Origin of the sequence: Alcanivorax sp. MD8A, from assembly GCF_002888555.1 — a bacterium.
Taxonomy (GTDB): Bacteria; Pseudomonadota; Gammaproteobacteria; order Pseudomonadales; family Alcanivoracaceae; genus Alcanivorax.
This window is the reverse complement of the sequence record NZ_AQOQ01000017.1, coordinates 37,827-64,492: the sequence shown is the minus strand read 5'-3', so window position 1 is coordinate 64,492 and position 26,666 is coordinate 37,827. Positions and strand designations below refer to the sequence as shown.

Annotated in this window: 29 protein-coding genes; 21 read left to right on the top strand and 8 right to left on the bottom strand. The window is 58.8% G+C overall.

Annotation, left to right across the window (positions count from 1 at the left end; translation table 11 throughout):
* Nucleotides 1-14 precede the first annotated feature (14 nt).
* The gene (locus A15D_RS10565) at nt 15-347 is read left to right on the top strand and encodes a Na+/H+ antiporter subunit G (protein WP_022985530.1); all 333 of its coding nucleotides are present in this window, start codon (nt 15-17) and stop codon (nt 345-347) included.
* Nucleotides 348-1,295: 948 nt separating this feature from the next.
* Here the strand turns inward: A15D_RS10565 and yihA are convergent.
* The gene (gene yihA / locus A15D_RS10560) at nt 1,296-1,946 is read right to left on the bottom strand and encodes a ribosome biogenesis GTP-binding protein YihA/YsxC (protein WP_102791901.1); all 651 of its coding nucleotides are present in this window, start codon (nt 1,944-1,946) and stop codon (nt 1,296-1,298) included.
* Nucleotides 1,947-2,123: 177 nt separating this feature from the next.
* Between yihA and A15D_RS10555 the strand changes: the two genes are divergently transcribed.
* From A15D_RS10555 to A15D_RS10525, 7 genes are all read left to right on the top strand, one after another.
* Entirely contained in the window at nt 2,124-2,417 is a 294-nt protein-coding gene (locus A15D_RS10555) for a cytochrome c5 family protein (protein WP_102791900.1), read from the top strand.
* Nucleotides 2,418-2,441: 24 nt separating this feature from the next.
* The gene (locus tag A15D_RS10550) at nt 2,442-3,092 is read left to right on the top strand and encodes a cytochrome c (RefSeq protein WP_102791899.1); all 651 of its coding nucleotides are present in this window, start codon (nt 2,442-2,444) and stop codon (nt 3,090-3,092) included.
* A gap of 194 nt (nt 3,093-3,286) precedes the next feature.
* Nucleotides 3,287-3,922 carry a thiol:disulfide interchange protein DsbA/DsbL gene (locus A15D_RS10545; protein WP_102791898.1) on the top strand — a complete coding sequence of 212 codons (636 nt, stop codon included), beginning with the start codon at nt 3,287-3,289 and terminating at the stop codon, nt 3,920-3,922.
* Nucleotides 3,923-3,925: 3 nt separating this feature from the next.
* Nucleotides 3,926-4,828 (top strand): endonuclease/exonuclease/phosphatase family protein, encoded by a 903-nt coding sequence (locus tag A15D_RS10540; RefSeq protein ID WP_102791897.1) that lies wholly within the window; start codon nt 3,926-3,928, stop codon nt 4,826-4,828.
* Between the two features lie 244 nt (nt 4,829-5,072).
* Nucleotides 5,073-5,573, top strand: coding sequence for an NUDIX hydrolase (locus A15D_RS10535; protein ID WP_102791896.1), 501 nt, complete (start codon nt 5,073-5,075; stop codon nt 5,571-5,573).
* Between the two features lie 117 nt (nt 5,574-5,690).
* Nucleotides 5,691-7,886: a hypothetical protein gene (locus A15D_RS10530; protein WP_102791895.1), complete on the top strand. Its 2,196-nt coding sequence runs from the start codon at nt 5,691-5,693 to the stop codon at nt 7,884-7,886.
* Between the two features lie 40 nt (nt 7,887-7,926).
* Nucleotides 7,927-8,571, top strand: coding sequence for a hypothetical protein (locus A15D_RS10525; protein WP_102791894.1), 645 nt, complete (start codon nt 7,927-7,929; stop codon nt 8,569-8,571).
* A 77-nt stretch (nt 8,572-8,648) separates the two neighbouring features.
* On the opposite strand, the gene A15D_RS10520 is transcribed toward A15D_RS10525, so the two are convergent.
* Entirely contained in the window at nt 8,649-9,998 is a 1,350-nt protein-coding gene (locus A15D_RS10520; protein WP_102791893.1) for a deoxyguanosinetriphosphate triphosphohydrolase, read from the bottom strand.
* A 119-nt stretch (nt 9,999-10,117) separates the two neighbouring features.
* Here A15D_RS10520 and A15D_RS10515 point away from each other — a divergent pair, with 119 nt between their 5' ends.
* Both A15D_RS10515 and A15D_RS10510 read left to right on the top strand, forming a co-directional pair.
* Complete coding sequence (locus tag A15D_RS10515; protein ID WP_102791892.1) at nt 10,118-10,789, top strand: type 1 glutamine amidotransferase domain-containing protein; 672 nt, start codon at nt 10,118-10,120, stop codon at nt 10,787-10,789.
* A 37-nt stretch (nt 10,790-10,826) separates the two neighbouring features.
* Nucleotides 10,827-11,303, top strand: coding sequence for a glutathione peroxidase (locus tag A15D_RS10510; RefSeq protein ID WP_102791891.1), 477 nt, complete (start codon nt 10,827-10,829; stop codon nt 11,301-11,303).
* A 3-nt stretch (nt 11,304-11,306) separates the two neighbouring features.
* Here the strand turns inward: A15D_RS10510 and A15D_RS17300 are convergent, their stop codons facing one another.
* The 5 genes from A15D_RS17300 to A15D_RS10490 form a co-directional block, all read right to left on the bottom strand.
* Nucleotides 11,307-11,468, bottom strand: coding sequence for a hypothetical protein (locus A15D_RS17300; protein ID WP_199175857.1), 162 nt, complete (start codon nt 11,466-11,468; stop codon nt 11,307-11,309).
* A gap of 137 nt (nt 11,469-11,605) precedes the next feature.
* A complete protein-coding gene (locus A15D_RS10505) occupies nt 11,606-12,034 on the bottom strand; it encodes a DUF6691 family protein (RefSeq protein WP_102791890.1) in 429 nt (142 codons plus the stop codon).
* Nucleotides 12,034-12,471 carry a YeeE/YedE family protein gene (locus A15D_RS10500; RefSeq protein WP_102791889.1) on the bottom strand — a complete coding sequence of 146 codons (438 nt, stop codon included), beginning with the start codon at nt 12,469-12,471 and terminating at the stop codon, nt 12,034-12,036. The genes A15D_RS10505 and A15D_RS10500 overlap by 1 nt, the downstream gene beginning before the upstream one ends.
* On the bottom strand, nt 12,468-12,788 hold the full coding sequence (locus tag A15D_RS10495; RefSeq protein ID WP_022985515.1) for a metalloregulator ArsR/SmtB family transcription factor: 321 nt from the start codon (nt 12,786-12,788) through the stop codon (nt 12,468-12,470). Before A15D_RS10495 ends, A15D_RS10500 begins: the two co-directional genes overlap by 4 nt.
* Nucleotides 12,789-12,876: 88 nt before the next feature.
* Nucleotides 12,877-13,551, bottom strand: coding sequence for a hemolysin III family protein (locus A15D_RS10490; RefSeq protein ID WP_102791888.1), 675 nt, complete (start codon nt 13,549-13,551; stop codon nt 12,877-12,879).
* A gap of 219 nt (nt 13,552-13,770) precedes the next feature.
* On the opposite strand from A15D_RS10490, the gene A15D_RS10485 reads away from it, so the two are divergent.
* The 7 genes from A15D_RS10485 (at nt 13,771) to A15D_RS10455 (ending at nt 22,620) form a co-directional block, all read left to right on the top strand.
* Complete coding sequence (locus A15D_RS10485) at nt 13,771-14,217, top strand: Dps family protein (protein WP_022985513.1); 447 nt, start codon at nt 13,771-13,773, stop codon at nt 14,215-14,217.
* 368 nt (nt 14,218-14,585) lie between these two features.
* Nucleotides 14,586-15,653 carry an efflux RND transporter periplasmic adaptor subunit gene (locus tag A15D_RS10480; RefSeq protein WP_102791887.1) on the top strand — a complete coding sequence of 356 codons (1,068 nt, stop codon included), beginning with the start codon at nt 14,586-14,588 and terminating at the stop codon, nt 15,651-15,653.
* A gap of 3 nt (nt 15,654-15,656) precedes the next feature.
* Nucleotides 15,657-18,725: an efflux RND transporter permease subunit gene (locus tag A15D_RS10475; protein ID WP_102791886.1), complete on the top strand. Its 3,069-nt coding sequence runs from the start codon at nt 15,657-15,659 to the stop codon at nt 18,723-18,725.
* Nucleotides 18,726-18,922: 197 nt separating this feature from the next.
* Nucleotides 18,923-19,903 carry a calcium/sodium antiporter gene (locus A15D_RS10470; RefSeq protein WP_022985510.1) on the top strand — a complete coding sequence of 327 codons (981 nt, stop codon included), beginning with the start codon at nt 18,923-18,925 and terminating at the stop codon, nt 19,901-19,903.
* Between the two features lie 13 nt (nt 19,904-19,916).
* On the top strand, nt 19,917-21,020 hold the full coding sequence (locus tag A15D_RS10465; protein WP_022985509.1) for an AI-2E family transporter: 1,104 nt from the start codon (nt 19,917-19,919) through the stop codon (nt 21,018-21,020).
* The gene (locus A15D_RS10460) at nt 21,017-21,760 is read left to right on the top strand and encodes a DUF4397 domain-containing protein (protein WP_022985508.1); all 744 of its coding nucleotides are present in this window, start codon (nt 21,017-21,019) and stop codon (nt 21,758-21,760) included. The genes A15D_RS10465 and A15D_RS10460 overlap by 4 nt, the downstream gene beginning before the upstream one ends.
* A gap of 113 nt (nt 21,761-21,873) precedes the next feature.
* Nucleotides 21,874-22,620 carry a DUF4397 domain-containing protein gene (locus tag A15D_RS10455; protein ID WP_022985507.1) on the top strand — a complete coding sequence of 249 codons (747 nt, stop codon included), beginning with the start codon at nt 21,874-21,876 and terminating at the stop codon, nt 22,618-22,620.
* Here A15D_RS10455 and A15D_RS10450 read toward each other — a convergent pair whose 3' ends face one another.
* Nucleotides 22,621-23,571 carry a pirin family protein gene (locus A15D_RS10450; protein ID WP_022985506.1) on the bottom strand — a complete coding sequence of 317 codons (951 nt, stop codon included), beginning with the start codon at nt 23,569-23,571 and terminating at the stop codon, nt 22,621-22,623.
* Nucleotides 23,572-23,689: 118 nt separating this feature from the next.
* Between A15D_RS10450 and A15D_RS10445 the strand changes: the two genes are divergently transcribed.
* From A15D_RS10445 to A15D_RS10430, 4 genes are all read left to right on the top strand, one after another.
* A complete protein-coding gene (locus tag A15D_RS10445) occupies nt 23,690-24,076 on the top strand; it encodes an OsmC family protein (RefSeq protein WP_102791885.1) in 387 nt (128 codons plus the stop codon).
* Between the two features lie 63 nt (nt 24,077-24,139).
* A complete protein-coding gene (locus tag A15D_RS10440; RefSeq protein ID WP_022985504.1) occupies nt 24,140-24,421 on the top strand; it encodes a pyrimidine/purine nucleoside phosphorylase in 282 nt (93 codons plus the stop codon).
* A gap of 55 nt (nt 24,422-24,476) precedes the next feature.
* On the top strand, nt 24,477-25,373 hold the full coding sequence (locus A15D_RS10435) for an alpha/beta fold hydrolase (RefSeq protein ID WP_102791884.1): 897 nt from the start codon (nt 24,477-24,479) through the stop codon (nt 25,371-25,373).
* A gap of 77 nt (nt 25,374-25,450) precedes the next feature.
* Nucleotides 25,451-26,542 carry a hypothetical protein gene (locus A15D_RS10430; protein ID WP_102791883.1) on the top strand — a complete coding sequence of 364 codons (1,092 nt, stop codon included), beginning with the start codon at nt 25,451-25,453 and terminating at the stop codon, nt 26,540-26,542.
* The last annotated feature ends 124 nt before the right edge of the window (nt 26,543-26,666 follow it).

The window sequence follows — 26,666 nt, the reverse complement described above, 5'->3', positions numbered from 1 at the left end:
CAGGAGAAGACAAGATGGACACATTGATTGAGTGGCTGGTATCCGCCTTCGTGATGATTGGCGGCGTGTTTGCTCTGGTGGGCTCTATTGGCCTGGCACGGCTGCCGGACTTCTACACCCGGCTGCACGGTCCGACCAAAGCCACGACTCTGGGCGTGGGCGGTGCCATTGTGGCGTCGTTGCTGTTTTTCTCATGGCAGGAGCGCGGGCTGCAGCTCCATGAGGTATTGATCACCCTGTTCCTGTTTATTACCGCGCCGGTATCGGCCCATATGTTGGCGAAGGCGGCCATGCATCGGGATCTCAAGCGGATGAAAGGAACGCGGGGTGAGCCCTGGAAGCAGTAGGTGAGCTGCGATCTGCCCGCTGCCGGGCGCGATCACAATTTTGCGAGTTACGAGAAGCGGGTTTCGAAAGGCAAAATCAGCAGATCTGATGGCTTAGAGGGTTTCGTAACTCGACACTCGTTACTGGCCAGGATTATCGCGCCGCAAGCGACGCTCCTACGGCGGGCTGCCGGGTTTGATCGTAAAATTTGTAAAAGGTCGGACGGGTTGGAACTTTCGAAAAACCGGGGCGGTCATAAGAAATAGCTACGGATTGGCACCCCCCGATCCCCCAGTACCCTCAGCCGGTTCGTAGCTTATTTGGACTCCCTGATCTCTCCCCAGAGATTAGGGCGGCAAGCCTCCCTGGCAGCGCAGTCGTTCCCTTCCCCCAAGATTGCTGCCAGGGATTTTTTTTGCCTGGCGTTTAGGCTTGCCAGACAAGAGAAACTTGTTTGATTAATCATTAAGCAACTGCTGTGCCACTTTTTCCTGCCTGAAAGAATTGCTTTTTATTCAACGAACTAGCCCCCGCGGGCCGTATTTGCCCGGCGCCTTTATGCACCGAGAGGGGGCCGAGGTGCCATTTCTCGCCAGTTTTGTGACGCAGATCGACAGGATGGAAAAAAGTCTGCAAAAAATACTTTCGGGGGGATGGAACTTTCCGGGAAAGAGGGCATCTTATTAACAGCGACGGGCCGGAACCCCCGATCCCCCAGTACCCTCACCGGTCCGTCGTTAATGTCCCCGGTCTTTTCCCCCAAAGAGACCGGGGCGGCAAGCCTCCCTGGCAGCACAGTCGTTCCCTTCCCCCAAGATTGCTGCCAGGGATTTTTTTTGCCTGGAGAAAAGTCAGGCGCCGCAAAACCAGACCCCAAAATCCTGATTTCACTGTGGGAGCGGTGGTTCCACCGCGATTCGCTGCGGAGGGGGTTTCGCGGTCGAACGACCGCTCCTGCGGGGCTGGCGTCAGGCGTCAGGCGTCACAGGCTGATCGGCTCCGAACCCCTCTACCTCCAGCCATTCACCCAGCTTGTTCCAGGCGTCTTCGCAGCCTGTGCCGTTGGTGGCCGAGAACAATTGCAGGCTCAACGGGGCGGGGTGGTTCTTGAGCTGGCTTTTGACCTTCATCAGGGTGTTCTTTGCTGCCCCGAATTTCAGTTTGTCGGCCTTGGTCATGAGGATATGAAGAGGCATGTTGGCCTGGGCTGACCATTCCAGCATCAGCAGGTCAAAGTCCTTGAGGGGGTGGCGAATATCCATCATCAGCACCAGCCCGATCAGCGCCTGGCGCTCGGCCAGATAGTGATCCAGGTGTTGCTGCCATTCATTGCGCTTGGTCTTGGCGACCTTGGCGTAGCCGTATCCGGGCAGGTCGACCAGGCGGCGGCTGTCATCCAGCTCGAAGAAGTTGATCAGCTGGGTGCGCCCCGGGGTCTTGGAGGTCCGGGCCAGGGTGCGCTGGCTGGTCAGGCGGTTGATGGCGCTGGATTTGCCGGCATTGGAGCGGCCGGCAAAGGCCACTTCCCGGCCTTCATCAGGGGGGCACTGGTCCAGGCGCTGGGCGCTTTGCAGAAAGCGGGCCTGATGTAGCAAGGTTTCTACGGGGTGCTGTGCCATTCTGGCCCTCTTTTGTTTATCCTTATCATTCACAGGGAAATGACGGGACCGACGGGACTGGTATATAATCCCGGCGCCGGTCTAGTCAGGATGAGACCGCGGACGTTCTACAAGGGTTTGCCCGGAAAGGCAAACCCACTTCGCCAGCGGTGATGCCAGCTTAGCAGAGGACACGATATGAAAGGTTGGGTAGCAGGTTTAACAATGGTTCTGGCCGTGGGGGCTGCACATGCAGCAACGGTTGAGGAACGTTACGCCAGTAGCTGCACTTTCTGTCATTCCAACGGCGCCGCCGGTGCGCCAAAATCCCACGACGAAGCTGCCTGGAAGCCCCGCCTGGAAAAAGGCATGGACACCATGGTGAAGCATGCAAGAGAAGGGTTCAACGCCATGCCGCCCAAAGGTATGTGCAACGACTGTAGCGACGAAGAATACCGTGCTCTGATCGAGTACATGTCAAAAGCCAAATAAGATGCTGTTGTTTAAGGATAGGCCATGAAGTTTGCAAAACTGTTCGTGCTGCTGGCTGCTGCCGTGGTAGCCACCCCGGTCATGGCGGCCGGTGATGCTGAAGCCGGTGAAACCAAGGCGGCCCCGTGTGCGGCTTGCCACGGTCAGGGCGGTAACGCCACGATCGCCATGTACCCGAAACTGGCTGGCCAGGGCGAAGCCTACCTGGTCAAACAGCTGCAGGACTTCAAGTCCGGCGCCCGCGACAATGCCATCATGAAACAGCAGGCTGACTTGCTCACCGAGCAGGACATGCAGGACATCGCGGCCTATTACGCTGCCCAGGAAGCGGAAGCTGGCCAGGCCAATCCGGATCTGGTCGAGCAGGGCGAGCGCCTTTACCGTGGCGGTGACGCAGCCAATAACGTTCCCGCCTGTTCCGGCTGTCATGGCCCGGCAGGTCAGGGCATTGATGCAGCTCACTACCCGCATCTGGCTGGCCAGAATGCCCAGTATGTGGAAGACCAACTCAAGGCGTTCCGTGCCGCGGGCCGTAATGATCTGGGTGATAACCTGATCAAGCGCACCAACGATGGTAGCGGCGAAGAGCCGGGTATGATGCAGACCATCGCTGCAGAAATGAGCGATACCCAGATCAAGGCCGTGGCCAGCTTCATTTCCGGGCTGTCCAAATAAGTCGATCCGGTTACGGTTTGTAGAAAAGGCAGCCTTCGGGCTGCCTTTTTTGTGGCTAACGTGAAAAGATACCGGGGCGCATCCGAACAACGCCTTACCTGCTCAGGAGAAAAGGCGTTATTGCGGTGCGTTTCAGGATAAAAAATGCCTGCCGGTGGTCACACTACCGGACATTAACAAAAAGGAGAGGATGAATGCTTCGCTTTGTGACGGCTTTGCTGCTGACGTTGGGACTGGTTTCTGCGGCCTCTGCCGCTGATGATCACGCCCGTTTCGCCGTGGATACCCACTACAAGATCCTGGATGTGCCCGGGAGCGTGGATGACCCCAGCAAGGTGGAAGTGCGGGAGTTTTTCTCCTACGGCTGCCCCCACTGTTACTCCCTGGAGCCGGCAGTAGACGCCTGGCTGGAGGAAAAGCCGGACTACATCGACTACGTTCGTACCCCGGTACTGTTCCTGCGCAATGCCGAGCCGCTGGCTCGCGCCTATTATGTTGAAGAGGCTCTGGGTCTGGTGGACGAAATCCACGCGCCGCTGTTTGACGCCATTCACAAGCACCGTGAGCCGCTGTTCAGCGAGCCGGCACTGGCCAACTTCTTCCGTAAGTACGGGGTGGAGCCGGAGCAGTTCAACAAGTTGTACAGCTCCTTCGGGGTGTCCACCAAGATCCGTCAGGCTGATGCCCTGACCCGGACCTACAAGATCCCCGGCGTGCCCAACTTTGTGGTGAACGGCAAGTATCTGATCCTGCGCCAGAACCTGAAAGATGATAAGGAGCTGTTCCAGGTCATCGAATATCTGGCCAACAAGGAAAAGAACGGCGGTTGATCCATGCTGCTGGATAAGGCCCGTACTGCCTATCGAGACTGGAAAGCCCGCCCTGCGGGCTTTTCCTTCGTTCGGGAGGGTGCCCGCAAGACGCGCCAGACCCGTGAGGTGTTGTTACCCGATAATCGCCTGAAGTTGCTCAGCTTCAACATTCAGGCCGGCATCGGTAGCCAGAAGTTCGGTGATTACATCACCGGCAGCTGGAAGCATCTAGTTGCGCACCCGCGCAGTATTGAAACCATCGAACAGATTGCCGGGGTGCTCAGCCACTTTGATGTGGTGGGCCTGCAGGAAGTGGATGGTGGCAGCCTGCGTTCGCGTAACATGAACCAACTGGTGCATCTGGCCTCCAAGGGCGATTTTGCGTTTTGGCACCAGCAGCTCAATCGCAATCTTGGCCGTCTTGGCCAGTTTAGCAACGGCTTTCTGAGCCGTTTGCAGCCCTTCGAAGTCACCGATCACCGTTTGCCCGGCTTGCCTGGTCGGGGGGCCATCGTGATCAAGTATGGTCATCCCATCCAGCCGTTGGTGGTGGTGGTGGCGCATTTGGCGCTGGGCGAAAAAGTCCGTAATACCCAGCTGGCGTATCTTCATCGTATGCTGCGTGACTACAAGTATGTGGTGATGATGGGGGACTTCAACTGTCGCCTTGAGCACCTGTATGCATCACCGTTGGCAGAGTTGGGACTGGTTACCGTGGAAGCGGACAATCTCAACACCTATCCCAGCTGGGCACCGGACCGCCACATCGACCATATCCTCTTGTCACCGGGTCTGGAAAGCCAGCACACCCGGGTACTGGAAGACTGCCGACTCTCGGACCACCTGCCACTGGCCACCGAAATTATTGTGCCCGACGAAGTGATTGCCGCGACGCGGGAACACCGGCTGCCGCTGATCAGTTAACAGTGAATAGTTAACAGTGAACAGTTGCGCGTTAGCGTATTGGGCTTACTCAACGGCCTGAGGCCGCGGACCACTGTTTAAGCGAGTGCAGGTGCCTGAAAACCGGGTGTCGTTTTCGCTGTTCACTATTCACTATTCACTGTTAACTGTTCACTCTCCCAGAGCGCTGGATTAGCCCTCCCCCCCAAAAAAACAGCCAGCAAAATGCCATGACAGCGTCATTTCAAAGCGTCAGGCTATCCTTATGACCCTCAATCGTTTGATCATCGTTGCCCTGCTTCTGCTGCCCGCGTTTGCGGCCCTGGCGGATTGCCCGCGCGTGCCGGGTGAAGAGGATGATCGCCGCGCCAATGCGGGTTGTCTGATAGTTCAGGGCGACAAGGTTTTGCTGATTACGCATCGCTGGGGCGGCAAGCTGGGTGTGCCGGGCGGGACGCTGGAGGCCGGTGAACTGGCACAGTGCACCGCTTATCGGGAAACCCGGGAAGAGACAGGTATCGACGTGGTGGTTGGGACGCGATTGCAAGTGATGAAGAACGGCTTTCATCTCTATCGTTGTTACCCGGCTGAGCCGCTGCCTGCGACACCGGAACTGCCTGTGCCCACGGCATCGCAGGTGGAGGTGAGTGCCATGGGTTGGTACTCACCGCATCAATTGCACCAAAAGGACTGGCGTTTCCCTTACCAGTTCGAGCTTTTCCTCAAGGTGCTGGACGGTCAGCTGTCACAACCCCCTTCTCCCTGATTCTCTCTGCATAGTACTTCGATGTTGCTCGCATACCCCATATGGGGGATGCGCGACGTGGAGGGCTCCCTTCTAATGATTGAGCAAACTCAATCGGGGTGATTGGAGATATCACACATGAAGGGAACATTCAGAATCGCCAGTCTGGCGGTGGCTGTGGCCATTGCCGGATGTGGGGGCGGTGGTGGCAGTAGTGGCGGTGGCGCAACACCGGCACCTGCGGCACCAAAGTCCAGCGTTGCTGGCGCCGTTACCAAGGGACCTGTCGCTGGCGCGACACTCTACATCTACAGCATGGATGCCGCCGGTAACAAGACCGGCGATGCGGTGGCCGGGCCGATTACCACAGCGGCTGACGGCAGCTGGTCTGTGGACATTCCAGATTCGGTACCGCGCCCGTTGTTGATCGAGGCGTCCGGTGGCACTTACGAGGATGAAGCCACGGGCGCCACCGTCACTGCCGGCAGTTTGAACTCTTTCCTGCCCGCAGGGGCGGAGACTGCAGCAGTAACGCCGGTGAGTGAGCTGCTGGTGAGAGCTGCCCGTGAACACCTGGGTAACAGCAGTGGTGCTTCGCTGGATGATGCGGTCAACGCGGGCCGTGCTGTGCTTGACGACGTGTTGGGTGTGTCTTTCGATCCACTGACTACCGTTCCTGCGACCAGCGGGGATGATGCCGCCGCCAAGCAGTACGCTGCGGTGCTGGGGGGGCTCTCTACCCAGGCGAACACCCTGAGCGGCTCTACCGACCCGTTTGAAACCGTGATTGCGCTCATTGAGGATGCCTCCGATGGCGTCGTGGATGGCAAGAAGGATGGTGGCAATATCACCATCGGTGACAATGCCGGAACCTTGCCAGATACCAGCAGCAGTGATCTGGTTGATGCGATCAACGACTACGCGTCCGAGAATGAAGAGCTTGGTGTCGCTAGCTACACGCTGTCCTCTGCAGCCGGTAGCAACGGTAGCGTATCGCCTGCGTCGGTGTCGGTGTTGGGCGGTGCCACGGTCGACTTCACCATTACACCGGACACCGGTTACAGCATTGATACGGTGACAGGTTGTGACGGGGACCTGGAGGGCGGGATCTTTACCACCGATGCCATCGAGGCCACCTGTAGTCTGTCTGTATCGTTTGTCATTAATGAATACGAAGTGAGCACAGCTTCGGTGATGGGTGGTGCGGTGCTGCCCGGTTCGGCCCTGGTGGACCACGGTGACAGCACCGTGTTCGAGATCAGTATCGATGAAGGCTATGACCTGCTGGGCGTAGAGGGGTGTGGGGGTTCGCTTGAAGGGACCACCTACACAACGGGGCCGATCACGGCAGCCTGTACTCTCACCCCGAGCTTTGCCCTGAAGCAGTATGCGGTAACGACCAATGTCGTGGGCGAAGGGAGTTTTGATCCTGATTCGCTGACGGTAGGCCATGGCCAGAACGGTTCGCTGACACTGACTGCGATGATGGGCTACCAGGTGGACTCGGTGGCTGGGGATACCTGTGAGGTCGCTGCTACCGGTCAGAATGGCGGCTACACCGTTGGCCCGGTGACCGAGGCCTGTCAGGTGGAAGCGGTACTGAGCCTGATGAGCTATACCGTGACAACCCAGGTCACGGGCAATGGCACCGCCTCGCAATCCAGTGCAACGGTTGAGCATGGTAGTTCAGCCAGCTTTACGCTGACGCCTGACGAAGGGCACCAGATTGGCGCCGTTGGTGGCACCTGTGGCGGCAGCCTGGAAGGCAGCATTTACACCACTGCGGGGATCACAGGCAATTGTTCCGTGGCGGTGACTTTCGATCCGCTGCAATACCAGGTAACCACGATCGCAGCCAATGGCAGCTTCTCGCCAGCCAACCCCATGGTGAACCACGGTGAGAGCCAGGTGTTCACGGTCACCGCAGACGAAGGTTACGAGCTAACCGGTGTGACCGGTTGTGGTGGCACGCTGCAAGGTAGCGCCTATACCACCGGCGCCATTACAGAAGCTTGCTCAGTGGAAGCCTCTTTCGAACAGAAGACCTACACCATCACTGCCACCGTACAGGGTGAAAACGGCATGATTTCCGGTATGAACCTGGAAGCTGTTGTCCATGGTGACTTCCGGGAGCTGACGGTCAGCCCAAGTGAGGGTTACGTGATTAACAGCATCAGCGGCTGTAACGGTTCTCTGGGTGAAGATGGAAGCACCTATACCACCGGTGACATCGTTGCAGACTGTGACGTTGTGGTGAGCTTTGTGGAAGACGGATCCGGCCCCGCCGCTGCCGTCTGGAATGATTTTAACTGGGATCAAGCCAACTGGCAGTGAGGCCATTGGTTAAAGGACATAACCTTAGAGGGTAATAGACATGAAAAAGATGATTCTGACTGGCCTCACCGCCGCCGTGCTGAGCGCCAACGCGATGGCTTCTGAAGTTACTGAAGGTGATGTAACACAATTCAGTGCTAACACGCCGGCGGTAGCCAGCGAGGTCAATGGCAACTTCGCGGCATTGATTGCTGCGATCAATGATAACAACCAGCGCATTACCGCATTGGAAGAGGCCGCTGGGGAAGTGGCTGAACTTGCAGATATCGTGAGTGGTTCCACTTACCAGCTGTATTTCTCCGGTGGAATTATTGAACTTGATGAAGGCGGTGGCGCTAACCTTGAGCGCTTTGGTGGTATCGCCACTCTGACGTTCAATAGCGATAACTCCCTGGACGAAACGTTCAGCGAGCAAGGGCGTTTTATCAGCCTGGACGCGAATATTTGTAGCGAATCCGGTTGTTCTCACTATGTGGATACCTGGGATGACAACGAAACCGGCGGGGGATCCTGGTCTGTTACTGGCCAGACTCTTAACGTGACCTGGAGTGACGGTGGTTCCGAGTCGTTCAGCCTCTCTTCTGATGGCAAGATTATTGCGTCAGGTGGTGGTGGTCTTGACGAAGGTGATGGCACCTCCGGGCTCGAAACTTTCGTGGCGGTTGGGGTAAGAATGGCTGACTAGTCTGCCTGCACCGAAAACGAAGCAGAAGGAAAACGCCCTGAATTTCAGGGCGTTTTTTGTTCGGTTACGAAAGGGTTCTAGTAACGCGTCTCCGCCATTCCCGAAAACTGTTTGGCCAGATAAGTGGCGTAGTTGTCTGTCATGCCCGCCAGAAAATCCAGTGCGCGCATGATGCACTGATAGATCCTTTCCTGCTCTGGTAGCTGTTCGAGGTTATCGGGGAAGCTGTGTCGGCCGATCAGGTCGATGATGCGTTCGTGGCGATAGTTTCTGGCGCTGTTGCAGGCGTGAGACACGGCGGCTTCGATTAGCCCATCGAGCAGGGCGCCCATGACTTCGAAGGCACCAATTTCCAGTTCGATCTTGCGGGGATGCTCGAACACTTTTGAGCGAGCCAGTTGTTTGGCGTTCTCCACCACATCCCGCACCGCCGGCTCGCAATGGCTGATCAGATCGCCCTCCATGCGGCCGAGCAACAGACGTTCATGGTTGGCGACAAACGCTTCGACCCCTGCTTCAATAAATCGCTCAATGATCTTGCCTCGCAGTAGCGCCGCCTTGCGGCCATCGCGCAGGTCGGAATGAATCAGTTCGCTGACCTCGCGGGTATCGGGGAGAGCAGGCTGCAGCAAGGCGTAGACCTCATCCCAGTGCAGCAGGTCCATTTCCAGACCATCTTCCAGATCAATGATGGCGTAGCAGAAGTCATCGGCGGCCTCCATCAGGTAGGCCAGCGGATGACGGCAGTAACGTCCGGGTGACAGCTCTAGCAGGCCGGTCGCCGTTGCCACTTCGTGGAAGGCGGATGCTTCCGATACGAAAGCGCTGTATTTGCCCGGTTTGTTACTGTCCGAGGCATCGGCGGACAGCCAGGGGTACTTGAGGAAGGTGGCGAGCGTGGCGTAGGTGAGACGCATGCCGTCGTCATACTGGTGATATTCGCTTTTGGTGAGGATGCGAAACCCCTGGGCATTACCCTCGAAAAACGTCAGGTCACTTTGCTGGTGGGTTGGCAGCAGATCCAGAAAGCGCTGACCCCGTTCCTGGAACCAGGCGCGAATGGCGCGCTCGCCAGTATGCCCAAACGGCGGGTTACCAATGTCGTGGGCCAGACACGCAGACTGGACGATGTCGCCAAAGTCGGTGGCACTGACCGTGTCGGGGAGCAAACGTTTGCTGTGCAGCCGCTCACCGGCGCGGATGCCCAGGGTGCGGCCAACGCAGGACACTTCCAGAGAGTGGGTCAGGCGGTTGTGGACATGGTCGTTGGTGGCCAGTGGGTGCACCTGGGTCTTGCGGGCCAGCCGCCGGAATGCCCCGGAAAATATGATCTTGTCATGGTCACGCAGAAAGGCGGTACGGCCGCTTTCGTCCTTGGCGCTTCGTCCGCCCAGGCGGGCCTTGTTCAACAGTGCGTGCCAGTCCATATCGTAAAAGTCTCGGTTATCCCTTGAGAAACGCGTGGCAAAGTCCCACGGTAATCACTCACGGCATGTTGCCACGGGCTGTGCTGTGATGAACAGAATATACGGCAAGGGAGGTCTTCATGAATCTGGATAAACCGTTACTGATGCTGGTCACCAGCGCATCCCAGATGGGACAGGGGCAGCAAACAGGGCTGTGGCTGGAGGAATTCGCCGTCCCTTATCTGCTGTTCCGGGAGCATCAGGTGCCGCTGGTGGTCGCCAGCCCTCGCGGAGGCAAGATCCCGGTGGACCCGAATTCTGTGCCCGATGATGACCAGAAGGCGCAATGGACCGAGGCAATCGACCAGCTGCAGGATACCCGTGCGCTGGAAGATGTCTGGGAAGACGGTTTTAGCGGTGTCTTTGTCCCGGGAGGCCATGGCGCCATGTTCGATATGCCGGATAATCCGTTGGTGGCCGCGGTGATGGAACGTACCTGGGCGGATGGCGGCCTGCTGGGCGCGGTGTGTCATGGCCCGGCGGCACTGGTCGGGCTGCGTAATGAAGATGGCTCCCCGCTGGTACAGAATCGTACCGTCGCCTGCTTCACCAACGACGAAGAGCGTGAGGTTGGGCTGGATGAGGTGATGCCGTTCCTGTTGGCCACTCGACTGGAAGAGTTGGGGGCAACACTGGATCTGGCTGACAAGTTTGTTGCGCACGCGATCACGGATGGCAAGCTGGTAACCGGCCAGAATCCACAGTCCAGTGAGGCGGTGGCCCGGGCGGTCATTAACGCGCTTTCAGAGTAACCGCCGGTATCCGGCAAAACAGGGAAACGGAGAAACGATGGGGATCTACGATTATTCTGCTACCACCTTGAGTGGCGACGAGAAAAACCTGGCTGACTTCAAGGGCAAGGTCATGCTGATTGTGAATACTGCCAGCAAATGCGGTTTCACGCCGCAGTTTGAAGGGCTGGAAGGCCTTTACGACGACCTCAAGGACAAGGGGCTGGAGATCCTCGGGTTTCCCTGTAACCAGTTTGGCAAGCAGGAGCCGGGTGCGGCGGATGAAATCGGGGCGTTCTGTCAGAAAAACTACGGTGTCAGTTTCACCATGTTCGACAAGATCGATGTGAATGGTGACAACGCCCACCCGTTGTACACCTACCTGAAGCAGGAAGCGCCAGGGGTGCTGGGCAGCAAGGGCATCAAGTGGAATTTCACCAAGTTTCTGGTGAACAAGGAGGGCAAGGTGATCAAGCGCTACGCCCCCACCGACAAGCCGGAAGCGATCCGCAAGGACATCGAGAAGCTGCTGTAAGCATCAGCGTCTCGCGGCGCCGCGCTCCTCTCTCGTAGCGTCAGGGGAGCGTGCCTGTTTTTTCAGTTTCTTGTCCTGGTCGTAATGCCACTTGATGGCGAAGAACATGCCGACGCCAAACACGACCAGTTTGAACACGAGCAGAATGATCGGGACCCAGTTCATGGTGTGTGCTCTCTCAAGGCTGTGGGGGGGGGGGGCAGAACAGGCCCGGGCACCTTGCCCGATCAATGTTCACCGTTCCCACTGATTCTAGGTCAAGCCCTCAGCCCGCCACATTGGACATAGTGTCCTTGCCCTTGCTACGGGCTCGCCTTGCGACGCTCCAGTCCCTCAAAGATCAACATCCCGCTGAGCATTGCGGCGACAAAGGTCATGGCTTTGGCGCTACCAGCGCCTGACGCGACCAGCGCCGGCCCCGGGCAGAATCCGGCCAGCCCCCAGCCAATACCAAATCCCAAGGCGCCAAGAACCAGTCGTTTGTCCAGTGTGCGGCGGGTGGGTAGCTGAAATGCCCGCGCGAAGAATGGGGCGCTGCGCTGACGGGCCAGGTACACGCCCATGGCTGATACCGGTATGGCGGCGCCCATGACCAGTGCCAGAGACGGGTCCCAGTGACCGGCAAGATCCAGGAAGGCCAGCACCTTGGCGGGGTTGGCCATGCCGGCGAGAAGCAGGCCGGCCCCGAAGGCAAGCCCGGCGATAAACGCTGCAAAATGATGGCCCCGCATTACAGGCCTCCCCACAGGTGACGAATCACATAGACGGTCACAAAGCCGCTGGCCATGAAGGCGACGGTGGCGGCCATCGATCGTGGCGACAGCCGCGACAGGCCACACACCCCGTGACCGCTGGTGCAGCCGGCGCCGTAGCGGGTGCTGATACCGACCACCAGCCCGGCGATGACCAACACGGGCCAGTCTGCGTCGATCACCAGCGCGGGCAGTGGTGCAAACAGCGTCCAGACCAGCGGGGCGGTCAACAGGCCAGCAATGAAGGCCAGCCGCCAGCCGTGGTCACCGGCGGGCCGTTGCAGCAGTCCGCCGACAATACCGCTGATGCCTGCGATGCGGCCATTGGCATGTAATAGCCAGGCAGCGGAGAGCCCGATCAGGGCGCCACCACCCAGGGCGCTCCAGGGGGTAAAGGCCTGCCAGTCAACGGTCATGGCGTTGTCTCCGTTTCCGCACAGAACTGTTGGTACAAGGTGTGCAAAATGGCCAGTGCGCGGGTATCGGCGACCCGGTAAAACATCTGCTTGCCTTCACGGCGGGGGGCAATCAATCCTTCCCGTCGTAATACTCCCAGTTGTTGGGATAGCGAGGGCTGGTAAAGCGCCGTCAGCGTTTCCAGTTCGCTGACACTGCGTTCCTCGCCATCGGCCAGTTGGCAGAGCAGCATCAATCTGTCGGGGTGAGACAGGGCCTTGAGCATCTGGCTGGCGGCGCAGGCGTTGGTGCGCAGCAGGGCGGGATCGGGTTGCATGGGGTTCCTGTCATCACGTCATTCAAAATACATTATTTGATAATATATATTGATTGGCGCAGAAAAGACAAGATCCGGAGAGGGCACTTCAGACGGCGATGGATTCGAACGGCAGAACACCGTAGTACATGGCAAAGAAATGGCAGACGCTGCCGCCGACGACAAACAGGTGCCAGATAGCGTGGTTGAAGGGGATGATGCGATCCGCCAGGTAGAAGATCACGCCTACCGTATAAGTGATGCCGCCCGCCAGAACCAGCCAGAAGCCAGTGTCGTTGAGCTTGGTGGTCAGATCGTTGGAGGCAAACAGGATCAGCCAGCCCATGGCCAGGTAAATGCCAACGCGCAGCATCTTGAACCGGTGGCCGTACAGGGCCTTGAGTCCAATGCCGGTGAGCGCCAGCGCCCAGATCACCGCAAACAGAATCCAGCCTGTCTGGCCGCGCAGATTCACCAGCAGGAAGGGGGTGTAGGTGCCGGCAATCAGCCCGTAAATGGCGCAATGGTCGAGCATCTTGAAGGCCGCGCGCAATTTCGGGCTGCGCAGGCTGTGGTACAGGGTGCTGGCGCTGTAGAGCAAAATCAGGCTGGCGCCAAAAATGCTGAACCCGACGATTTTCCAGGGGTCGCCCATCATGCTGGCGGCGACGATCAAGACCACGGTGCCGGCGATGCTCAGCGCTACCCCAATGCCGTGGGTCAGTCCATTCAACCATTCTTCAAGGATCGAGTAGGGCGGTTCCGGGGTCGGGGTGGCAGCCATTGAGGCCCTCTGGCGGTGATCGGTGAAACGTTTCAGGAAAAGAGTCTGCATGATGCCGAGAGGCAAAACCCCCTGTAAAGCGCCATTTCGGACAGCCTTTCGTAAAGTCATCGTAAAACCCTTTTCTTGCCAGGTTGAAAAGAGGGGTTGCTGACATCAGGGCTTGGGTACGGGCCAGCCTGGCCCAACCAGATTCTGATCAAGCAGATGGAGGACAGGATGATCGAGCACAACAAGCAAGTGGCAGAAGAGTTAAGCAAGCTGTTGGCCGAGAGCTACACCTTGTACCTGAAGACCCACAAGTATCACTGGAATGTGACCGGCCCCATGTTCCATAGCCTGCATCTGCTGTTCGAAGAGCAGTACGTGGAGCTGGCCGAAGCCGTGGACACCATCGCCGAACGCATTCGTGCCCTGGGCTGGAAGGCGCCGGGCAGCTATGGCGAATTTGCGAAGCTGTCCACCGTGAACGATGCCGATGGAGATCCGGCAGCCAGTGACATGATCAAGGAGCTGGCGGCGGATCATCGCACTGTGGCCGAACGGGCCAACAGGGTGTTGAAGCTCGCAGCAGAGCATGAAGATGAGGGCTCGGGTGCGGTCGCCAGTGACCGTATCGAGATCCACGAGAAGGCTGCGTGGATGCTATCTGCCCATCTGGGCTGATAGTCAGCACTGATTGCCGGGATAGTGGTAATCAAATGTTCTTCTGAATAGCCGGTGGCTATCATGTTGTCATTGCTTATCGAGGCTACCCAATGACGCGTGATGCGCTCACCGTCCGGCCCAGGGCCGCCACTGGATGTGGCGGTACAGGGCCAACCCTCTTCCCCCCTTGGCCGGCATCTGCCGGCCTTCTTTTTTCTGGTACGCCACCCGGCCTGTCCACGTGTCTGCGTGTCCCGAGTCAACAAAGACATCACATTCATCACGGGCCACAATGGTTAGCCTGAGTTGAAGTTTGTTCACGGATGACCAACAAGCTGTGTGATAATGGTACTCACAAGTACCAAACAAGGATTCGGGAGAGCAACATGCAACGTGTCTGGGCATTGCTGGGTCTGACCCTGGCGCTGTGGGGATGTGCGGATGAGCCGGAAACAGTGGCTACACAGCCCCAGCCGGTGAAACTCTTTACGGTGGACAGTACCGCAGAAGGGCAATTGCGCCATTACCCGGGCAAGGTTGTGGCCACCGAAGGCTCTGAGCTGGCGTTTCGGGTGTCCGGGCAGCTGGTGAAGTTTCCGGTCCGCGCCGGTGAAGAGGTCAAGAAAGGGCAGTTGCTGGCGGCGCTGGATCCGGCGGACTTCCGCAACCAGCTGGCTGACCGTCAGGCCCAGTATGATCTGGCCAACAGTCAGTACCAGCGCAGCATCAGCCTGCATGAACGCGGGGTGATTTCCGAGGCCCAGTTCGATGAAATCCAGGCCAAGCGACGTCAGGCGGAAGCGGCACTGAGTCTGGCCCGGGACAACGTGAACTATACCCGGCTGAGAGCGCCCTATGCCGGCACGGTTGCCCGCACCCACGTGGAAAATTACCAGTTTGTGCAGGCCAAGGAGCCGATCCTGTACCTGCAAGGCAACAAGAACATCGATATCGAATTTGCGGTGTCGGAGCGGTTCTTTACCAACCTCAAAAAGGATGGTGATGATTACCAGCCGGACCTGCGCTTTGAAGGCGCACCGGACAAGGTGTTCAAGGCCAGCTACAAGGAACATGAGGCCAGCGCCGACGATCGCACCCAGACTTACATCATTACCCTGACCATGCCCAACCCTGACGGCATCATGGTGCTGCCGGGCATGAGTGTGGATGTGGCGATCGACCTCAGCCAGATCATGCGTGAGTCCACCACTTGGCCCCAGGTGCCGGTGGAGGCGGTGTTCAACAAGGACGGTGAAGACGGCGCCTTTGTCTGGTTGTTTGATGCGGACGCCGGAACGGTTTCTGCCACTGGCGTGACGTTGGGGCAGGTCGTGGGTGACGGTGTCGAAATCACTGATGGTCTGGCCGCGGGTGACCGTATTGTCAGCGCCGGGGTGCACCATCTCAAGGATGGACAGGCGGTCCGTGAACTGGTGAAAGAGCGGGGCCTGTAAGTGATGAACATCGCCGAGTACAGCATCCGCCACAAGGTGGTCAGCTGGCTGTTCACCCTGATTCTGTTGGTCGGCGGGGCCATCAGTTTTACCCGCCTGGGACAGCTGGAAGACCCGGAGTTCACGCTCAAGATTGCCATGGTGATCACCCAGTATGCGGGTGCTTCGCCTCGCCAGGTCGAAGAGGAGGTGACGCTGCCGGTGGAGCGTGCCATCCAGAGCTTGCCCTACGTGAAGAACGTCACCTCCATTTCCAGCAATGGCCTGTCCCAGGTGCAGGTGGAAATGAAACCGCGCTATCGGGCCAGTCAGCTCAAGCAGATCTGGGATGAGTTGCGTCACAAGATGACCGACCTGCAGGGCCAGCTACCCCCGGGCGCAGGCACCATTCAGGTAATAGATGATTTTGGCGATGTGTACGGCATTCTGCTGGCCATTACCGGCGAAGGGTACCGCTATCAAGACATGCAGGATTACGCGGACTACCTGACCCGTGAGCTGGTGCTGGTGGAAGGGGTCGGCAAGGTGGTGGTCGGCGGTCAGCGTGAAGAGCAGGTGCTGGTGGAAATCTCCCGGACCCGACTGGCTTCACTGGGCATCAGCCCTGACCGTATTTTCGGCCTGCTGCAGACCCAGAATACGGTGAATCCGGCGGGCAAGGTGCGGGTGGGTGACGAATACATCCGCATCTACCCCACTGGTGAATTCCCCACGGTTCAGGCCATGGGGAATTTGCTTATCTCCGACCCGGGGGCCGACGAGCTGGTGTACCTGCGGGATGTGGCCACCATCGAGCGCGGCTATGCGGAAGTGCCGGGACACCTGTATCGCTTTAATGGAGGGCCGTCGCTGACGCTGGGCATTTCGTTCGCTTCAGGGGTCAATGTGGTGGACGTGGGGGCAAGAGTGGACCAGCGTCTGGCGGAACTGGAATACCAGCGCCCAGCCGGCATGGAGCTGGCCACCGTCTATAACCAGCCCAACGAAGTGGACAAGTCGGTCAGCGCCTTCATGCTGAATCTCGGCGAAGCCGTGGCCATCGTGATAGCGGTCTTGCTGGTGTTCATGGGCTTGCGTTCCGGGGTGCTGATGGGGGGCGTGCTGCTGCTGACCATCCTGGGCACGTTCATCGTGATGAAAATGCTGGCCATTGATCTGCAGCGAATCTCCCTGGGGGCGCTGATTATTGCGCTGGGGATGCTGGTGGATAACGCCATCGTGGTCACCGAAGGGATCCTGGTGGGCATGAAGCGTGGGCTGTCCAAATTGCAGGCCGCCAGCGAGGTGGTGAAGCAGACCGTCTGGCCGCTGCTGGGCGCCACAGTGATTGCCATTATGGCCTTTGCTCCGATTGGGTTGTCTGATGATGCCACCGGCGAGTACACCAACAGCCTGTTCTGGGTGTTGCTGATTTCCCTGCTGTTAAGCTGGATTACCGCGATTACCCTGGTGCCGTTTTTCGCCGAACAGTTCTTCAGTGACAAGGATGTGGGCGGTGCAGATGGAGAAGCCGAGGATCCCTACAAGGGCCGGGTGTTTGTCTTGTACAGGCGCTTGCTGGACCGGGCCATCCATCATCGGGTACTGACGCTGTCCGGCATGGGGGTGTTGCTGGTGCTGGCGGTGCTGGGCTTCGGTTTCGTCAAGCAGGCGTTCTTTCCGCCGTCCAACACGCCCATGTTCCTGGTGGATTACTGGCTGCCCCAGGGCAGTGATATTCGCGCTACCCGTGAGGCATCCGAGCGTCTGGAGCGTTCGTTACTGGAGATGGACAGCGTCACCCAGGTGACCACCACCATTGGTCAGGGGGCGGCCCGTTTCATGCTGCCTTACGCGCCGGAAAAAAGTTACCCCAGTTACGCCCAGCTGATTGTGGAAGTGAAAGACCGTGACAGCATTGATCCGGCCCTGGCCGCGACCCGTGACTTGATCCGCAGTGAACATCTGCAGGCGTTTGCCAAGGTGAAGCGGCTGATGATCGGGCCCAGCCCGGCGGCCTCTATCGAGGCGCGTTTCAGTGGCCCGGATCCCACGGTGTTGCGCGAGCTGGGCCTGAAAGCGCAGGCCATCATGGCCGACGATGGCGCGCTGGAAAGTATCCGCCACGACTGGCGTCAGCAGGAAAAGGTGATTCGTCCGCAGTTTCTGGAAGCCCAGGCCCGGCGGGCCGGGATCAGCCGTGAGGATCTGGATAATACCCTGGCGCTGAACTTCAGTGGCCGCACGGTGGGCCTGTACCGTGATGGCAGCAAGTTGCTGCCGATTGTGGCGCGGCCGCCGGATGATGAACGGTTAAGCGCCAATAATCTCAACGATGTGCAGGTCTGGTCGCCGGTCTATTCCACCTACATTCCCATTAGTCAGGTGGTAGGTGACTTCGAGACCGAGTGGGAAAACGCGTTGATCATGCGTCGCGATCGCAAGCGTACCCTGACGGTGCAGGCGGAGCCCGATGTGCTGGGTGAGGAAACCGCAGACCAGGTATTGCGACGGATTCGCCCGGCGATTGCGGCGCTGGAGCTGCCGCCGGGGTATTCCCTCACCTGGGGGGGCGAATATGAGGCCTCCAGTGATGCCCAGGCGGCGGTGTTTGGCAGCCTGCCAATGGGCTATCTGTTCATGTTCATCATCACCATGTTGCTGTTTGACTCCCTGCGCCAGCCACTGGTGATCTGGGCCACGGTGCCGCTGGCGATTATCGGGGTGACCCTGGGCTTGTTGCTGCTTAATGCGCCGTTCGGTTTCATGGCGCTGTTGGGCTTCCTCAGTCTGTCCGGGATGCTGGTCAAGAACGGCATTGTGCTGGTGGAGCAGATCAAGCTCGAAATGGAGAGTCGCGAGCCGTTCGAGGCAGTGGTGCTGGCGTCCATTTCCCGGGTGCGGCCGGTCTGCATGGCGGCAATTACTACCATCCTTGGCATGGTGCCGTTGCTGTTCGACGCCTTCTTCGAGTCCATGGCCGTGGTAATCATGTTTGGTCTGGGCTTTGCCACCGTGCTGACCCTGATCGTGATCCCGGTGCTGTATACCCTCGCCTATGGCATCAAGCCGGGTAAGGATCAGCATGTGTGAGTCGTGACGGCCCCGGGGCAGGGATGCTGATTTCTGGGGCAGCTTGCCTGCCAGCGATGCCGGGTTAACAGGGCCGCATCGCTGGCCGGCAAGCGTGCCGGCTCGGCCTGTCGAAACTTGCGTCTCAAGGGTGCCTCTGTCCCGGCTCTCTGCCACAATGTGCCAGCCTGACGACTACATGACCCCAAGGAGTACCGATGTTGCTGGCCATTGCCGCCGTGATTGGCGGGCTGATTCTGCTGGTGTGGAGTGCCGACAAATTTGTGGAAGGGGCTGCGGGCACGGCGGCCCATGCGGGTATGCCGCCGTTGCTGATCGGCATGCTGATTGTCGGTTTCGGTACCTCGGCGCCGGAGATGGTGGTATCGGCGCTGGCCGCCCTCGAAGGCAATCCTTCCCTGGCACTGGGTAACGCCTACGGTTCCAATATTTCCAATATCGCCCTGATTCTGGGGGTGGTGGCGGTGATCAGCCCCATTGCGGTGAACTCCGCGATCCTCAAGAAAGAGTTGCCGATTCTGGCCGTGATTACCCTGATTGCCGGTTACCAGCTCATCGACGGCAATATCACCCGCACCGATGCCTGGATTCTGATTGCGCTGCTGGCGGTGCTGATGGGGTGGTCGATCTACGCGGCCATGAGCGGCAAGGGGGATGTGCTCGGTGGCGAGGTGGAAACAGATCTGGCCGACCATCCGTTACCTTTGAAAAAAGCGCTGTTCTGGCTGGTGGTAGGGCTGATCCTGCTGGTGGCCAGCTCGCGGCTGCTGGTGTGGGGAGCGGTGTTCATTGCCCAGAGCCTTGGGGTCAGTGATCTGATCATCGGCCTGACCATCGTGGCCATTGGCACCTCGCTGCCGGAGCTGGCGTCCAGTATCGCGGCGGTGAAAAAGAACGAACACGATATCGCCTTCGGCAACGTGCTAGGCTCGAACTTGTTCAATACCCTCGGCGTGGTCGGTATTGCCGGTGCCATTAGCCCGATGGCGGTGGAGCCCGGTGTGCTGCAGCGGGACTGGGGCCTGATGATGGCGCTGACGCTGGCGTTGTTTGTGATGGGCTTTGGCCTGTGGGGCCGCAAGGGGCAAATCACCCGCAGCAACGGGGTCGGTTTGCTGGTGGTGTATGTGGCCTATATGGCCTATCTGGGGACCAGTCTGCTGGTGACCGCTGCATAACAAGGATTCAATCATGGCAGGGACGTCTGACAAGCTGGAACGCCGCGCATTTCTGTTTTCATTGATTGGGGTAAGTCTGGTATTTGCCCTGATGATGCAGCCCTTCTTTGCCCCCATTTTCTGGGCCTGTGCCATCAGCGTGATCTTCTATCCGTTCCAGAAGCGTGTGCTGGCGCGCTGGCCCAATCGGCGCAACCTGGTGGCCTTGTTAACGCTCACCCTGTGCGTGGTGCTGGTGATTATTCCGGTGTTGTTCGTGGCAACGTCTTTTGTCACAGAAGGGGTCGGGTTGTTCCAGAAAGTCCAGAGTGGCGAGGTCAACCTGGCCGACTACGTCGACAAGATCAAGCAGGCGTTTCCCGGGATACAAGCGTTGGCCGAGCGCTTTGATATTGATCTGGAGCGCATCAAACAACAGGCGGTCCAGGCCTTTACCGGCGCCGGACAGTTTCTTGCCAAACGGGCACTGGCCGTGGGGCAGAATACTTTCCAGTTTTTCCTCAACCTGGCCCTGATGTTGTATCTGGCGTTTTTCCTGTTGCGTGATGGCGACGCCATGGTGGCCATGCTGATTCGTGCCCTGCCATTGGGTGACGAACGCGAGAAGCTGCTTTTCGCCAAGTTTGCCGAAGTCACCCGTGCCACCATCAAGGGCAATCTGGTGGTGGCCATTACCCAGGGGGCCCTGGGTGGGTTGATCTTCTGGTGGCTCGGAATTCCGGGTGCGTTTTTGTGGGGGGTAGTGATGGCGGTGCTGTCATTGATCCCTGCGGTAGGTGCTGGCCTTATCTGGTTGCCGGTGGCGGTGTATCTGTATGCCGTGGGTGATGTGATCAGTGCTACCGTGTTGTTGCTTTACGGTATCTTCGTGATCGGTCTGGTCGATAATATCTTGCGTCCGATCCTGGTGGGGCGGGATACCAAGTTGCCGGATTACGTGGTGCTGTTTTCCACCCTGGGCGGGCTGGCCATGTTCGGGATTACCGGGTTCGCTCTTGGTCCCCTTCTGGCTGCGTTGTTTGTGGCGTTCTGGGGTATCTTTATTCGTGAATTCAATGAGGGCGAACCTGCTGCTGCGTTGTTGGAACAGCAGTCAGACCGCTCCGGGAGTGAATGACCGTGATTTTTCTGCGCATGGTGCTGGCGGCTTCCATCGCCGGTTTGTCTGCCTTCGGCTGTGATGAAGACGAGGATATCTTTGGCGACAGCACCCGCCTGTATTTCCACAACCAGCTAACCCAGAGCTCTGGCGGCAGTAGTGATGATGTGGTGGTGGATTTTTATGTGGACGACATGAATACCCCCCTCAGCGAGGATCGTGGCTATACCGAATCGGGTAATGTCAGCAGCAACCAGATCGAGCTGGATGACGACAACGAAAACCTCCAGTTTGATGTTCGTGGCCGTAGTTCAGGGACAACACTGATCAATGGGCCGATCAACCAGACGCTGGTAGCCGGTGACCGCTATACGGTGGTCATGATGGGGGACACGACACTCGACAATCGCCAATTAAGAAGTTTTCGTTACCAGGATGTAGATGTGGCCAGTGGCCAGATTCGGGTGCGTTTTATCAATACCCTTTCCCGCTTGTCCGGTGATGACCTCAGTGTGACCTTGCCCGGCGGCACCCAGCAGCTTGCATCAGATCTGGAGTATGGCAGCGCCAGCAGTTACACCACTCTCTCTGCGGGTGGCACCCTGCAAGTGGACGTCAACAACCAGACCCAGGGTATCCTGATTGACCAGGTCAGCTGTAATGTCAGCAGTGGCCGAAGCTACGATGCCATCATCGCCTATACGCGTTTTGACAGTGACGATGATCAGATTTCGATTTACTGCCAGCCCTATAGCTGAATCAGGTTAGCTGGAACTTTCTTCGTATTTCTGTTTCCTACCTGCGACAATAACGAATTCGGTTCATCGTTAGCTCGATGGCCGCTTCAGAACGCAAGTATTTGGGAGGACGTATGCAGAAATGGGGTTGGCTTGCACTGGCCGGAACGGTGGTGCTGTCAGGGTGTGGCGGTGATAGTGATGACGATGTGGAATCGTTTCTCCGTGAGCGCACCGGGATCTATTTCCACAATCAACTGGGCGACCAGAGTGGCAGTGGCAATGAGCAGCAAGACACCACTGTCGATGTGATTATTCGCAATGATCTTTCCGGGCCCCTGTTTGAAGCCCGTGAGTACTCGACTACCGAGCAAGACGGCATGGCATTCAAGCTGGAGTCGGATACGGAAACCGTGCTTTTCGATATCAATAACGCCACTGCCACTCTGGTCGATGACACCGGGATTGCCCTTGCCGCCGGGGAAAACTATACCCTGGTGCTGATGGGGTTACTGGCCGGCAGTGGCGATCAAGTGCCGAAGCTCAAGGCATATGAGCAGATCCCCGCCTCTGTTGACGCCGGTCAGGTTCGGGTTCGTTTTGTTCATGCCCTGGCCGACAAGGCAGACCAGAACATCGACGTTTCGGTGGGTGCCTCGACCCTGGCCTCCGGGTTGGACTACGGCGCGGTCAGTAGCTACCAGACCGGCGCGCCTGAATCATCCTCCACGCTGACCGTGACATTGCAGGTGGGCGCAGCCAGTGCGGTGGATCGCAGCTGTTCGATTCAGCTGGGCAGAAGCTACGATGCGATCATTGCCCATCCCGCCCCGGACAGTACGGGTGTCGCCCTGTACTGTCAGGAAGTGGATGCGGGCTGATCATCCTTTCAGTCTCACCGTCGGGTCCAGGGCGGGGGCCTTTAGGGGCCCGCCCTGGTAGGCGGGTACATCACCAAAACGTGTGTTTGGCCACTGTTGCCAGTCCTTGAGGGCGTTTTCCAGCCGGGTCTGGTCGCGGCCCACAAAATTCCACCACAGCAATACCGGCTGGCTCAGGGGCTCACCGCCGAGCAGCATGAGCCGGCTGCCGGGATCCAGCGACAGCCGTAGTCGATCCCGTCCCTGCCCCAGATAGTAGAGCTCGCCGGTTTCCAGTGTGGATCCCTCCAGAGTCGCCCCCCCTGCGTTGATGCACAATCCCAGCTCAAAGTGCTCAGGCACGGCCAGCGACAACTCGCCGCCTTCGCGAGCGACGATGTCCGCCCCCACCAGCGGTGAAAAGACCTGGGCCGGGGATCGGTGGCCGTTCAGCTCGCCGACAACCAGAGTAAGCTGGGCGCAGTCCTGTTCCCATTGGGGCAGGTCACGGTGATGGGAAAAGGCCGGAGCGGTGTCTTCGTGCTCGGCAGGCAGGGCAATCCAGAATTGCAGGCCATGCATGGGGCCGCTAAACCCCGGCGGGCTTTCTTCGGAGTGGCAGATGCCGTAGCCGGCGGTCATCAGGTTGAGTTCGCCGGGCTCAATGATTTGCTCATACCCCAGGCTGTCCTTGTGCAGCAATGCGCCTTCGAATAGCCAGGTGACAGTTTGCAGGCCGGTATGGGGGTGGGTGCCCACATCCACCGCGTTATCCGGATTGAGGGAGGTGGGGCCGATGTGATCAAGAAAGCACCAGGGGCCGATCAATCGTTGAGTGCGACTGGGCAGGTGGCGAATGATGGGCAGGCCATTACCGAGAATGCTCCGGCGTGAGGCAACAGCATTGAGTGTCAGGGTGGTGGTGAGGTTGGGGCATTCCACCACTTCACCGTCGTGACCGGTATTGCTCATGGTGACCTCCAGGGCAGTGTGTTCGCGGCAGCCTGTTTCAGGAGTATGGTACTCACAGATCGCAAAGCAAAGGCCGCCCCTCGGGTGTGGCTCATCTTCTCGCAGACAGGAGCTCAGCATGGCAACAGTCGCCGTTCACAGCACGCACAAATACCAGCAGGCGATCCATGCCCGCCATCATCAGCTGAGTGCCGATGAGAGTGCTGCGCTGGGTGGTGATGACCAGGGGCCGAACCCTTATGAATTGCTGCTCTCAGGCCTTGGGGCCTGCACTTCGATCACTTTACGCATGTATGCCGAGCGAAAGGGCTGGTCGCTCGGTGAGATCCACGTGGACCTGCGTTTTTACCGGGACGAAGAAGGGGGCGAGCATATTGAGCGCACCCTTTGCTGCAGTGGTGAGCTGGAGGTAGCCCAGCAAGAACGCTTGTTGGAGATTGCCGCCAAGACCCCGGTAACCCGTACCTTGCTGCAGGGCACGGCAGTCGCGACACAGTGGAAATAAGCGGCGCCCGGCACGCTCTTTTGGCATACTCGCGCCTCCATTGACTCAACGGAGGCGTTTGCCATGTTCAAGGTCAACGAATACTTCGATGCCAAGGTGGCATCCATTGCCTTTCAAACCGAAACCAAGCCGGCCACCGTGGGCGTAATGGCCCCGGGCGATTACGAATTCGGCACCAGCCAGCACGAAGTGATGACCGTGGTCAGCGGAGCCCTGACGGTGCAACTGCCGGGCGCGACCGATTGGCAGACCTTTGCTGCCGGTGAGACCTTCGAAGTGGAAGCCAACAGCAAGTTTCAGGTAAAGGTAGCGGTAGATACGGCGTACCTGTGCCTGTATGGCTGATCGCCACGGCACGACCAAAAAAGCAATACGACAATAAGAAGACAAGGGGGAAAGGATGCCGTTTTTCCCGGCCAGGGATGGTGAATCGCTACAGGTAAGAATTATCGGCCGTGGTCAGCCGGTGCTGATGCTGCATGGTTTGGGCATGCAAGGCAGAGACTGGTTGCCTTTTGTGCTGCCGTTTGCGCGGCGCTATCAGTTTTTCCTGCCGGATTTCCGCGGTGCCGGTGGTTCTTCCCGGGTGCGTTTCAACCAGCCTGATGTGTTTCATAATCACATGCAGGATATGGAAGACCTGGTCAGCCATTTCGGGCTGAGTGACTTCTCGCTGGTGGGGTATTCGCTGGGGGCGACCACCAGTCTGCATTGGCATGCCTTCGGTGATTTCAGTCCTGTTCGCCGCTACTTGCACATCGATCAGTCGCCCTGCATTGCCAATGGGGATGACTGGAGCCACGGGCTGTTTGGTGACCAGCAAGCGCGTTTTTTTAGCCAGTTGGAGGCCCTGTTGGCATTGCTGGACGGTGCCCCGGACACAGGCCCGCTCAATCGTCTGGCCACAGGGCTACGCGAGGCGGTGCTGGGGCAGGTGCTGGATATCTTTTCCCAGGTAGCAGGGCGGCCCGGGCTGCACTCTGCCTACCAGTCCACCAGTCGCTGGTCCGGCGTGTGGGCCCGGCTGCTGCCGGTGGCCGATGTGGCGGATCTGCGTGCCTACCTGCGCGCGTACCTGTCCCATACCCATGACTATCGCACTACCTCCGGTGACTTCCCTGTTCCGGCTACGGTGCTGACGGGAGCGTTGTCACCGCTATACCCTGCAGCCGGGCAGGCTGAGTTTGCCCGCCATATCCGTGCCCGCCATGTGGTGTTGGACAAGGCGGGGCATGTGCCACTGATGAGTCAGCCGGTGGCGTTCACCCGTGCTTTGGGACGTTTTTTAAACGAATAACGGAATCAGGTTTCGCAAATTGGCGGGTTGCCGGTACCATGCGGGCGTCACAGACAACGCCTGAACGGGAGATCGGGGTGGCCGCCATTCATTCCTCTGCACCTTCACTGACCCTGCGTGCTGGCAGCGAGGCGATTGCCCATCTGCGCGAACACGGCTTGCGCCCCGAGGATGTGGATCTGTTGCCGGGGGCGGCAGGGGGGCCCAAGGCGCTGGGCATCAATGGCCTGGACAAGGCCGTGTTCGGCGACTTCCTGACACGTGCCCGTGTGCCGCGGACCTTGATCGGTGCGTCCATTGGCAGCTGGCGTTTCGCCGCCATCAGCATGAGTCAGGACCCGGCAGCGGCGCTGGACCGCCTGGCGGAGCTTTATACCCGTCAACGTTTCCCCAAGGGCATTACCGCCACGGAAGTGTCCCGCCGCTGCGCGGCCATGTTGTCCGAACTGTTGCAGGACCGGGATCAGCATATTCTCCGTCATTCCGATTACCGGCTGGTGATTGTGGTGATCCGTAGCCGCGGCTTGATGGCTCATCAGGGGCCGCTGGGTCTGGGCCTGGGGCTGGCTGGCCTGATCGGAACCAATCTGTTCAGTCGTCGTGCCACCGGTCTGTTCATGGAGCGGGGGCTGGTGTGCAGTGGCGACGCGCCGTTGCCACTGGGGCCGCTGAATGACTTCACCACCCACCGTATCCCGCTGTCCGCCGATAACCTGCGTGCTGCCTTGCTGGCCAGCGCTGCCATTCCCATGGTGCTCGATGGCGTTACCGAGTTTCCTGGTGCGCCTGAAGGGGTCTACCGCGATGGTGGCATGCTCGACTATCACCTGGATCTGCCTTACCAGAGCAACGGGATTGTGCTGTACCCGCACTTTACAGACCGGGTCATCCCCGGCTGGTTCGACAAGCCTTTGCGTTGGCGTAACGGCGACCCGCACCGCTTGCGTCGAATGCTGCTGGTATCGCCGTCCCCCGAGTACCTGGCCAGCCTGCCCCACGGCAAGCTGCCAGACCGTACCGACTTCAAGCATTACCTTGGCGACGACGCCGGCCGCGAGCAATACTGGAAAACCGCCATCGCCGAAAGCGAGCGTCTCGGTGATGAATTCCTGGAGCTGGTGGAAACCGGCAAATGGGAAGAGCGGGTGAGGGTAGTTAACAGTGAATAGTGAACAGCGTCGCGGAAGCGACCTGGGGTTGTTGAACGCATGAGGCCGCGTCCAGACGTTGGGCGCGGCCTCATGTGTTGAAAAACCGGAAAGGTTGCTCGCGCAACTGTTCACTATTCACTGT

What these genes read in the sequence shown, in the direction of transcription:
- A15D_RS10535 (WP_102791896.1), top strand. Translation starts at nt 5,073, where the DNA reads ATGACCCTCAATCGTTTGATCATCGTTGCCCTGCTTCTGCTGCCCGCG.
- A15D_RS10435 (WP_102791884.1), top strand. Translation starts at nt 24,477, where the DNA reads ATGCCGTTTTTCCCGGCCAGGGATGGTGAATCGCTACAGGTAAGAATT.
- A15D_RS10540 (WP_102791897.1), top strand. Translation starts at nt 3,926, where the DNA reads ATGCTGCTGGATAAGGCCCGTACTGCCTATCGAGACTGGAAAGCCCGC.
- A15D_RS10530 (WP_102791895.1), top strand. Translation starts at nt 5,691, where the DNA reads ATGAAGGGAACATTCAGAATCGCCAGTCTGGCGGTGGCTGTGGCCATT.
- A15D_RS10490 (WP_102791888.1), bottom strand. Translation starts at nt 13,551, where the DNA reads ATGGCTGCCACCCCGACCCCGGAACCGCCCTACTCGATCCTTGAAGAA.
- A15D_RS10520 (WP_102791893.1), bottom strand. Translation starts at nt 9,998, where the DNA reads ATGGACTGGCACGCACTGTTGAACAAGGCCCGCCTGGGCGGACGAAGC.
- yihA (WP_102791901.1), bottom strand. Translation starts at nt 1,946, where the DNA reads ATGGCACAGCACCCCGTAGAAACCTTGCTACATCAGGCCCGCTTTCTG.
- A15D_RS10525 (WP_102791894.1), top strand. Translation starts at nt 7,927, where the DNA reads ATGAAAAAGATGATTCTGACTGGCCTCACCGCCGCCGTGCTGAGCGCC.
- A15D_RS10475 (WP_102791886.1), top strand. Translation starts at nt 15,657, where the DNA reads ATGAACATCGCCGAGTACAGCATCCGCCACAAGGTGGTCAGCTGGCTG.
- A15D_RS10460 (WP_022985508.1), top strand. Translation starts at nt 21,017, where the DNA reads ATGACCGTGATTTTTCTGCGCATGGTGCTGGCGGCTTCCATCGCCGGT.
- A15D_RS10515 (WP_102791892.1), top strand. Translation starts at nt 10,118, where the DNA reads ATGAATCTGGATAAACCGTTACTGATGCTGGTCACCAGCGCATCCCAG.
- A15D_RS10450 (WP_022985506.1), bottom strand. Translation starts at nt 23,571, where the DNA reads ATGAGCAATACCGGTCACGACGGTGAAGTGGTGGAATGCCCCAACCTC.
- A15D_RS10455 (WP_022985507.1), top strand. Translation starts at nt 21,874, where the DNA reads ATGCAGAAATGGGGTTGGCTTGCACTGGCCGGAACGGTGGTGCTGTCA.
- A15D_RS10470 (WP_022985510.1), top strand. Translation starts at nt 18,923, where the DNA reads ATGTTGCTGGCCATTGCCGCCGTGATTGGCGGGCTGATTCTGCTGGTG.
- A15D_RS10505 (WP_102791890.1), bottom strand. Translation starts at nt 12,034, where the DNA reads ATGCGGGGCCATCATTTTGCAGCGTTTATCGCCGGGCTTGCCTTCGGG.
- A15D_RS10545 (WP_102791898.1), top strand. Translation starts at nt 3,287, where the DNA reads ATGCTTCGCTTTGTGACGGCTTTGCTGCTGACGTTGGGACTGGTTTCT.
- A15D_RS10485 (WP_022985513.1), top strand. Translation starts at nt 13,771, where the DNA reads ATGATCGAGCACAACAAGCAAGTGGCAGAAGAGTTAAGCAAGCTGTTG.
- A15D_RS10500 (WP_102791889.1), bottom strand. Translation starts at nt 12,471, where the DNA reads ATGACCGTTGACTGGCAGGCCTTTACCCCCTGGAGCGCCCTGGGTGGT.
- A15D_RS10465 (WP_022985509.1), top strand. Translation starts at nt 19,917, where the DNA reads ATGGCAGGGACGTCTGACAAGCTGGAACGCCGCGCATTTCTGTTTTCA.
- A15D_RS10495 (WP_022985515.1), bottom strand. Translation starts at nt 12,788, where the DNA reads ATGCAACCCGATCCCGCCCTGCTGCGCACCAACGCCTGCGCCGCCAGC.
- A15D_RS10550 (WP_102791899.1), top strand. Translation starts at nt 2,442, where the DNA reads ATGAAGTTTGCAAAACTGTTCGTGCTGCTGGCTGCTGCCGTGGTAGCC.
- A15D_RS17300 (WP_199175857.1), bottom strand. Translation starts at nt 11,468, where the DNA reads ATGAACTGGGTCCCGATCATTCTGCTCGTGTTCAAACTGGTCGTGTTT.
- A15D_RS10480 (WP_102791887.1), top strand. Translation starts at nt 14,586, where the DNA reads ATGCAACGTGTCTGGGCATTGCTGGGTCTGACCCTGGCGCTGTGGGGA.
- A15D_RS10555 (WP_102791900.1), top strand. Translation starts at nt 2,124, where the DNA reads ATGAAAGGTTGGGTAGCAGGTTTAACAATGGTTCTGGCCGTGGGGGCT.
- A15D_RS10510 (WP_102791891.1), top strand. Translation starts at nt 10,827, where the DNA reads ATGGGGATCTACGATTATTCTGCTACCACCTTGAGTGGCGACGAGAAA.
- A15D_RS10445 (WP_102791885.1), top strand. Translation starts at nt 23,690, where the DNA reads ATGGCAACAGTCGCCGTTCACAGCACGCACAAATACCAGCAGGCGATC.
- A15D_RS10565 (WP_022985530.1), top strand. Translation starts at nt 15, where the DNA reads ATGGACACATTGATTGAGTGGCTGGTATCCGCCTTCGTGATGATTGGC.
- A15D_RS10440 (WP_022985504.1), top strand. Translation starts at nt 24,140, where the DNA reads ATGTTCAAGGTCAACGAATACTTCGATGCCAAGGTGGCATCCATTGCC.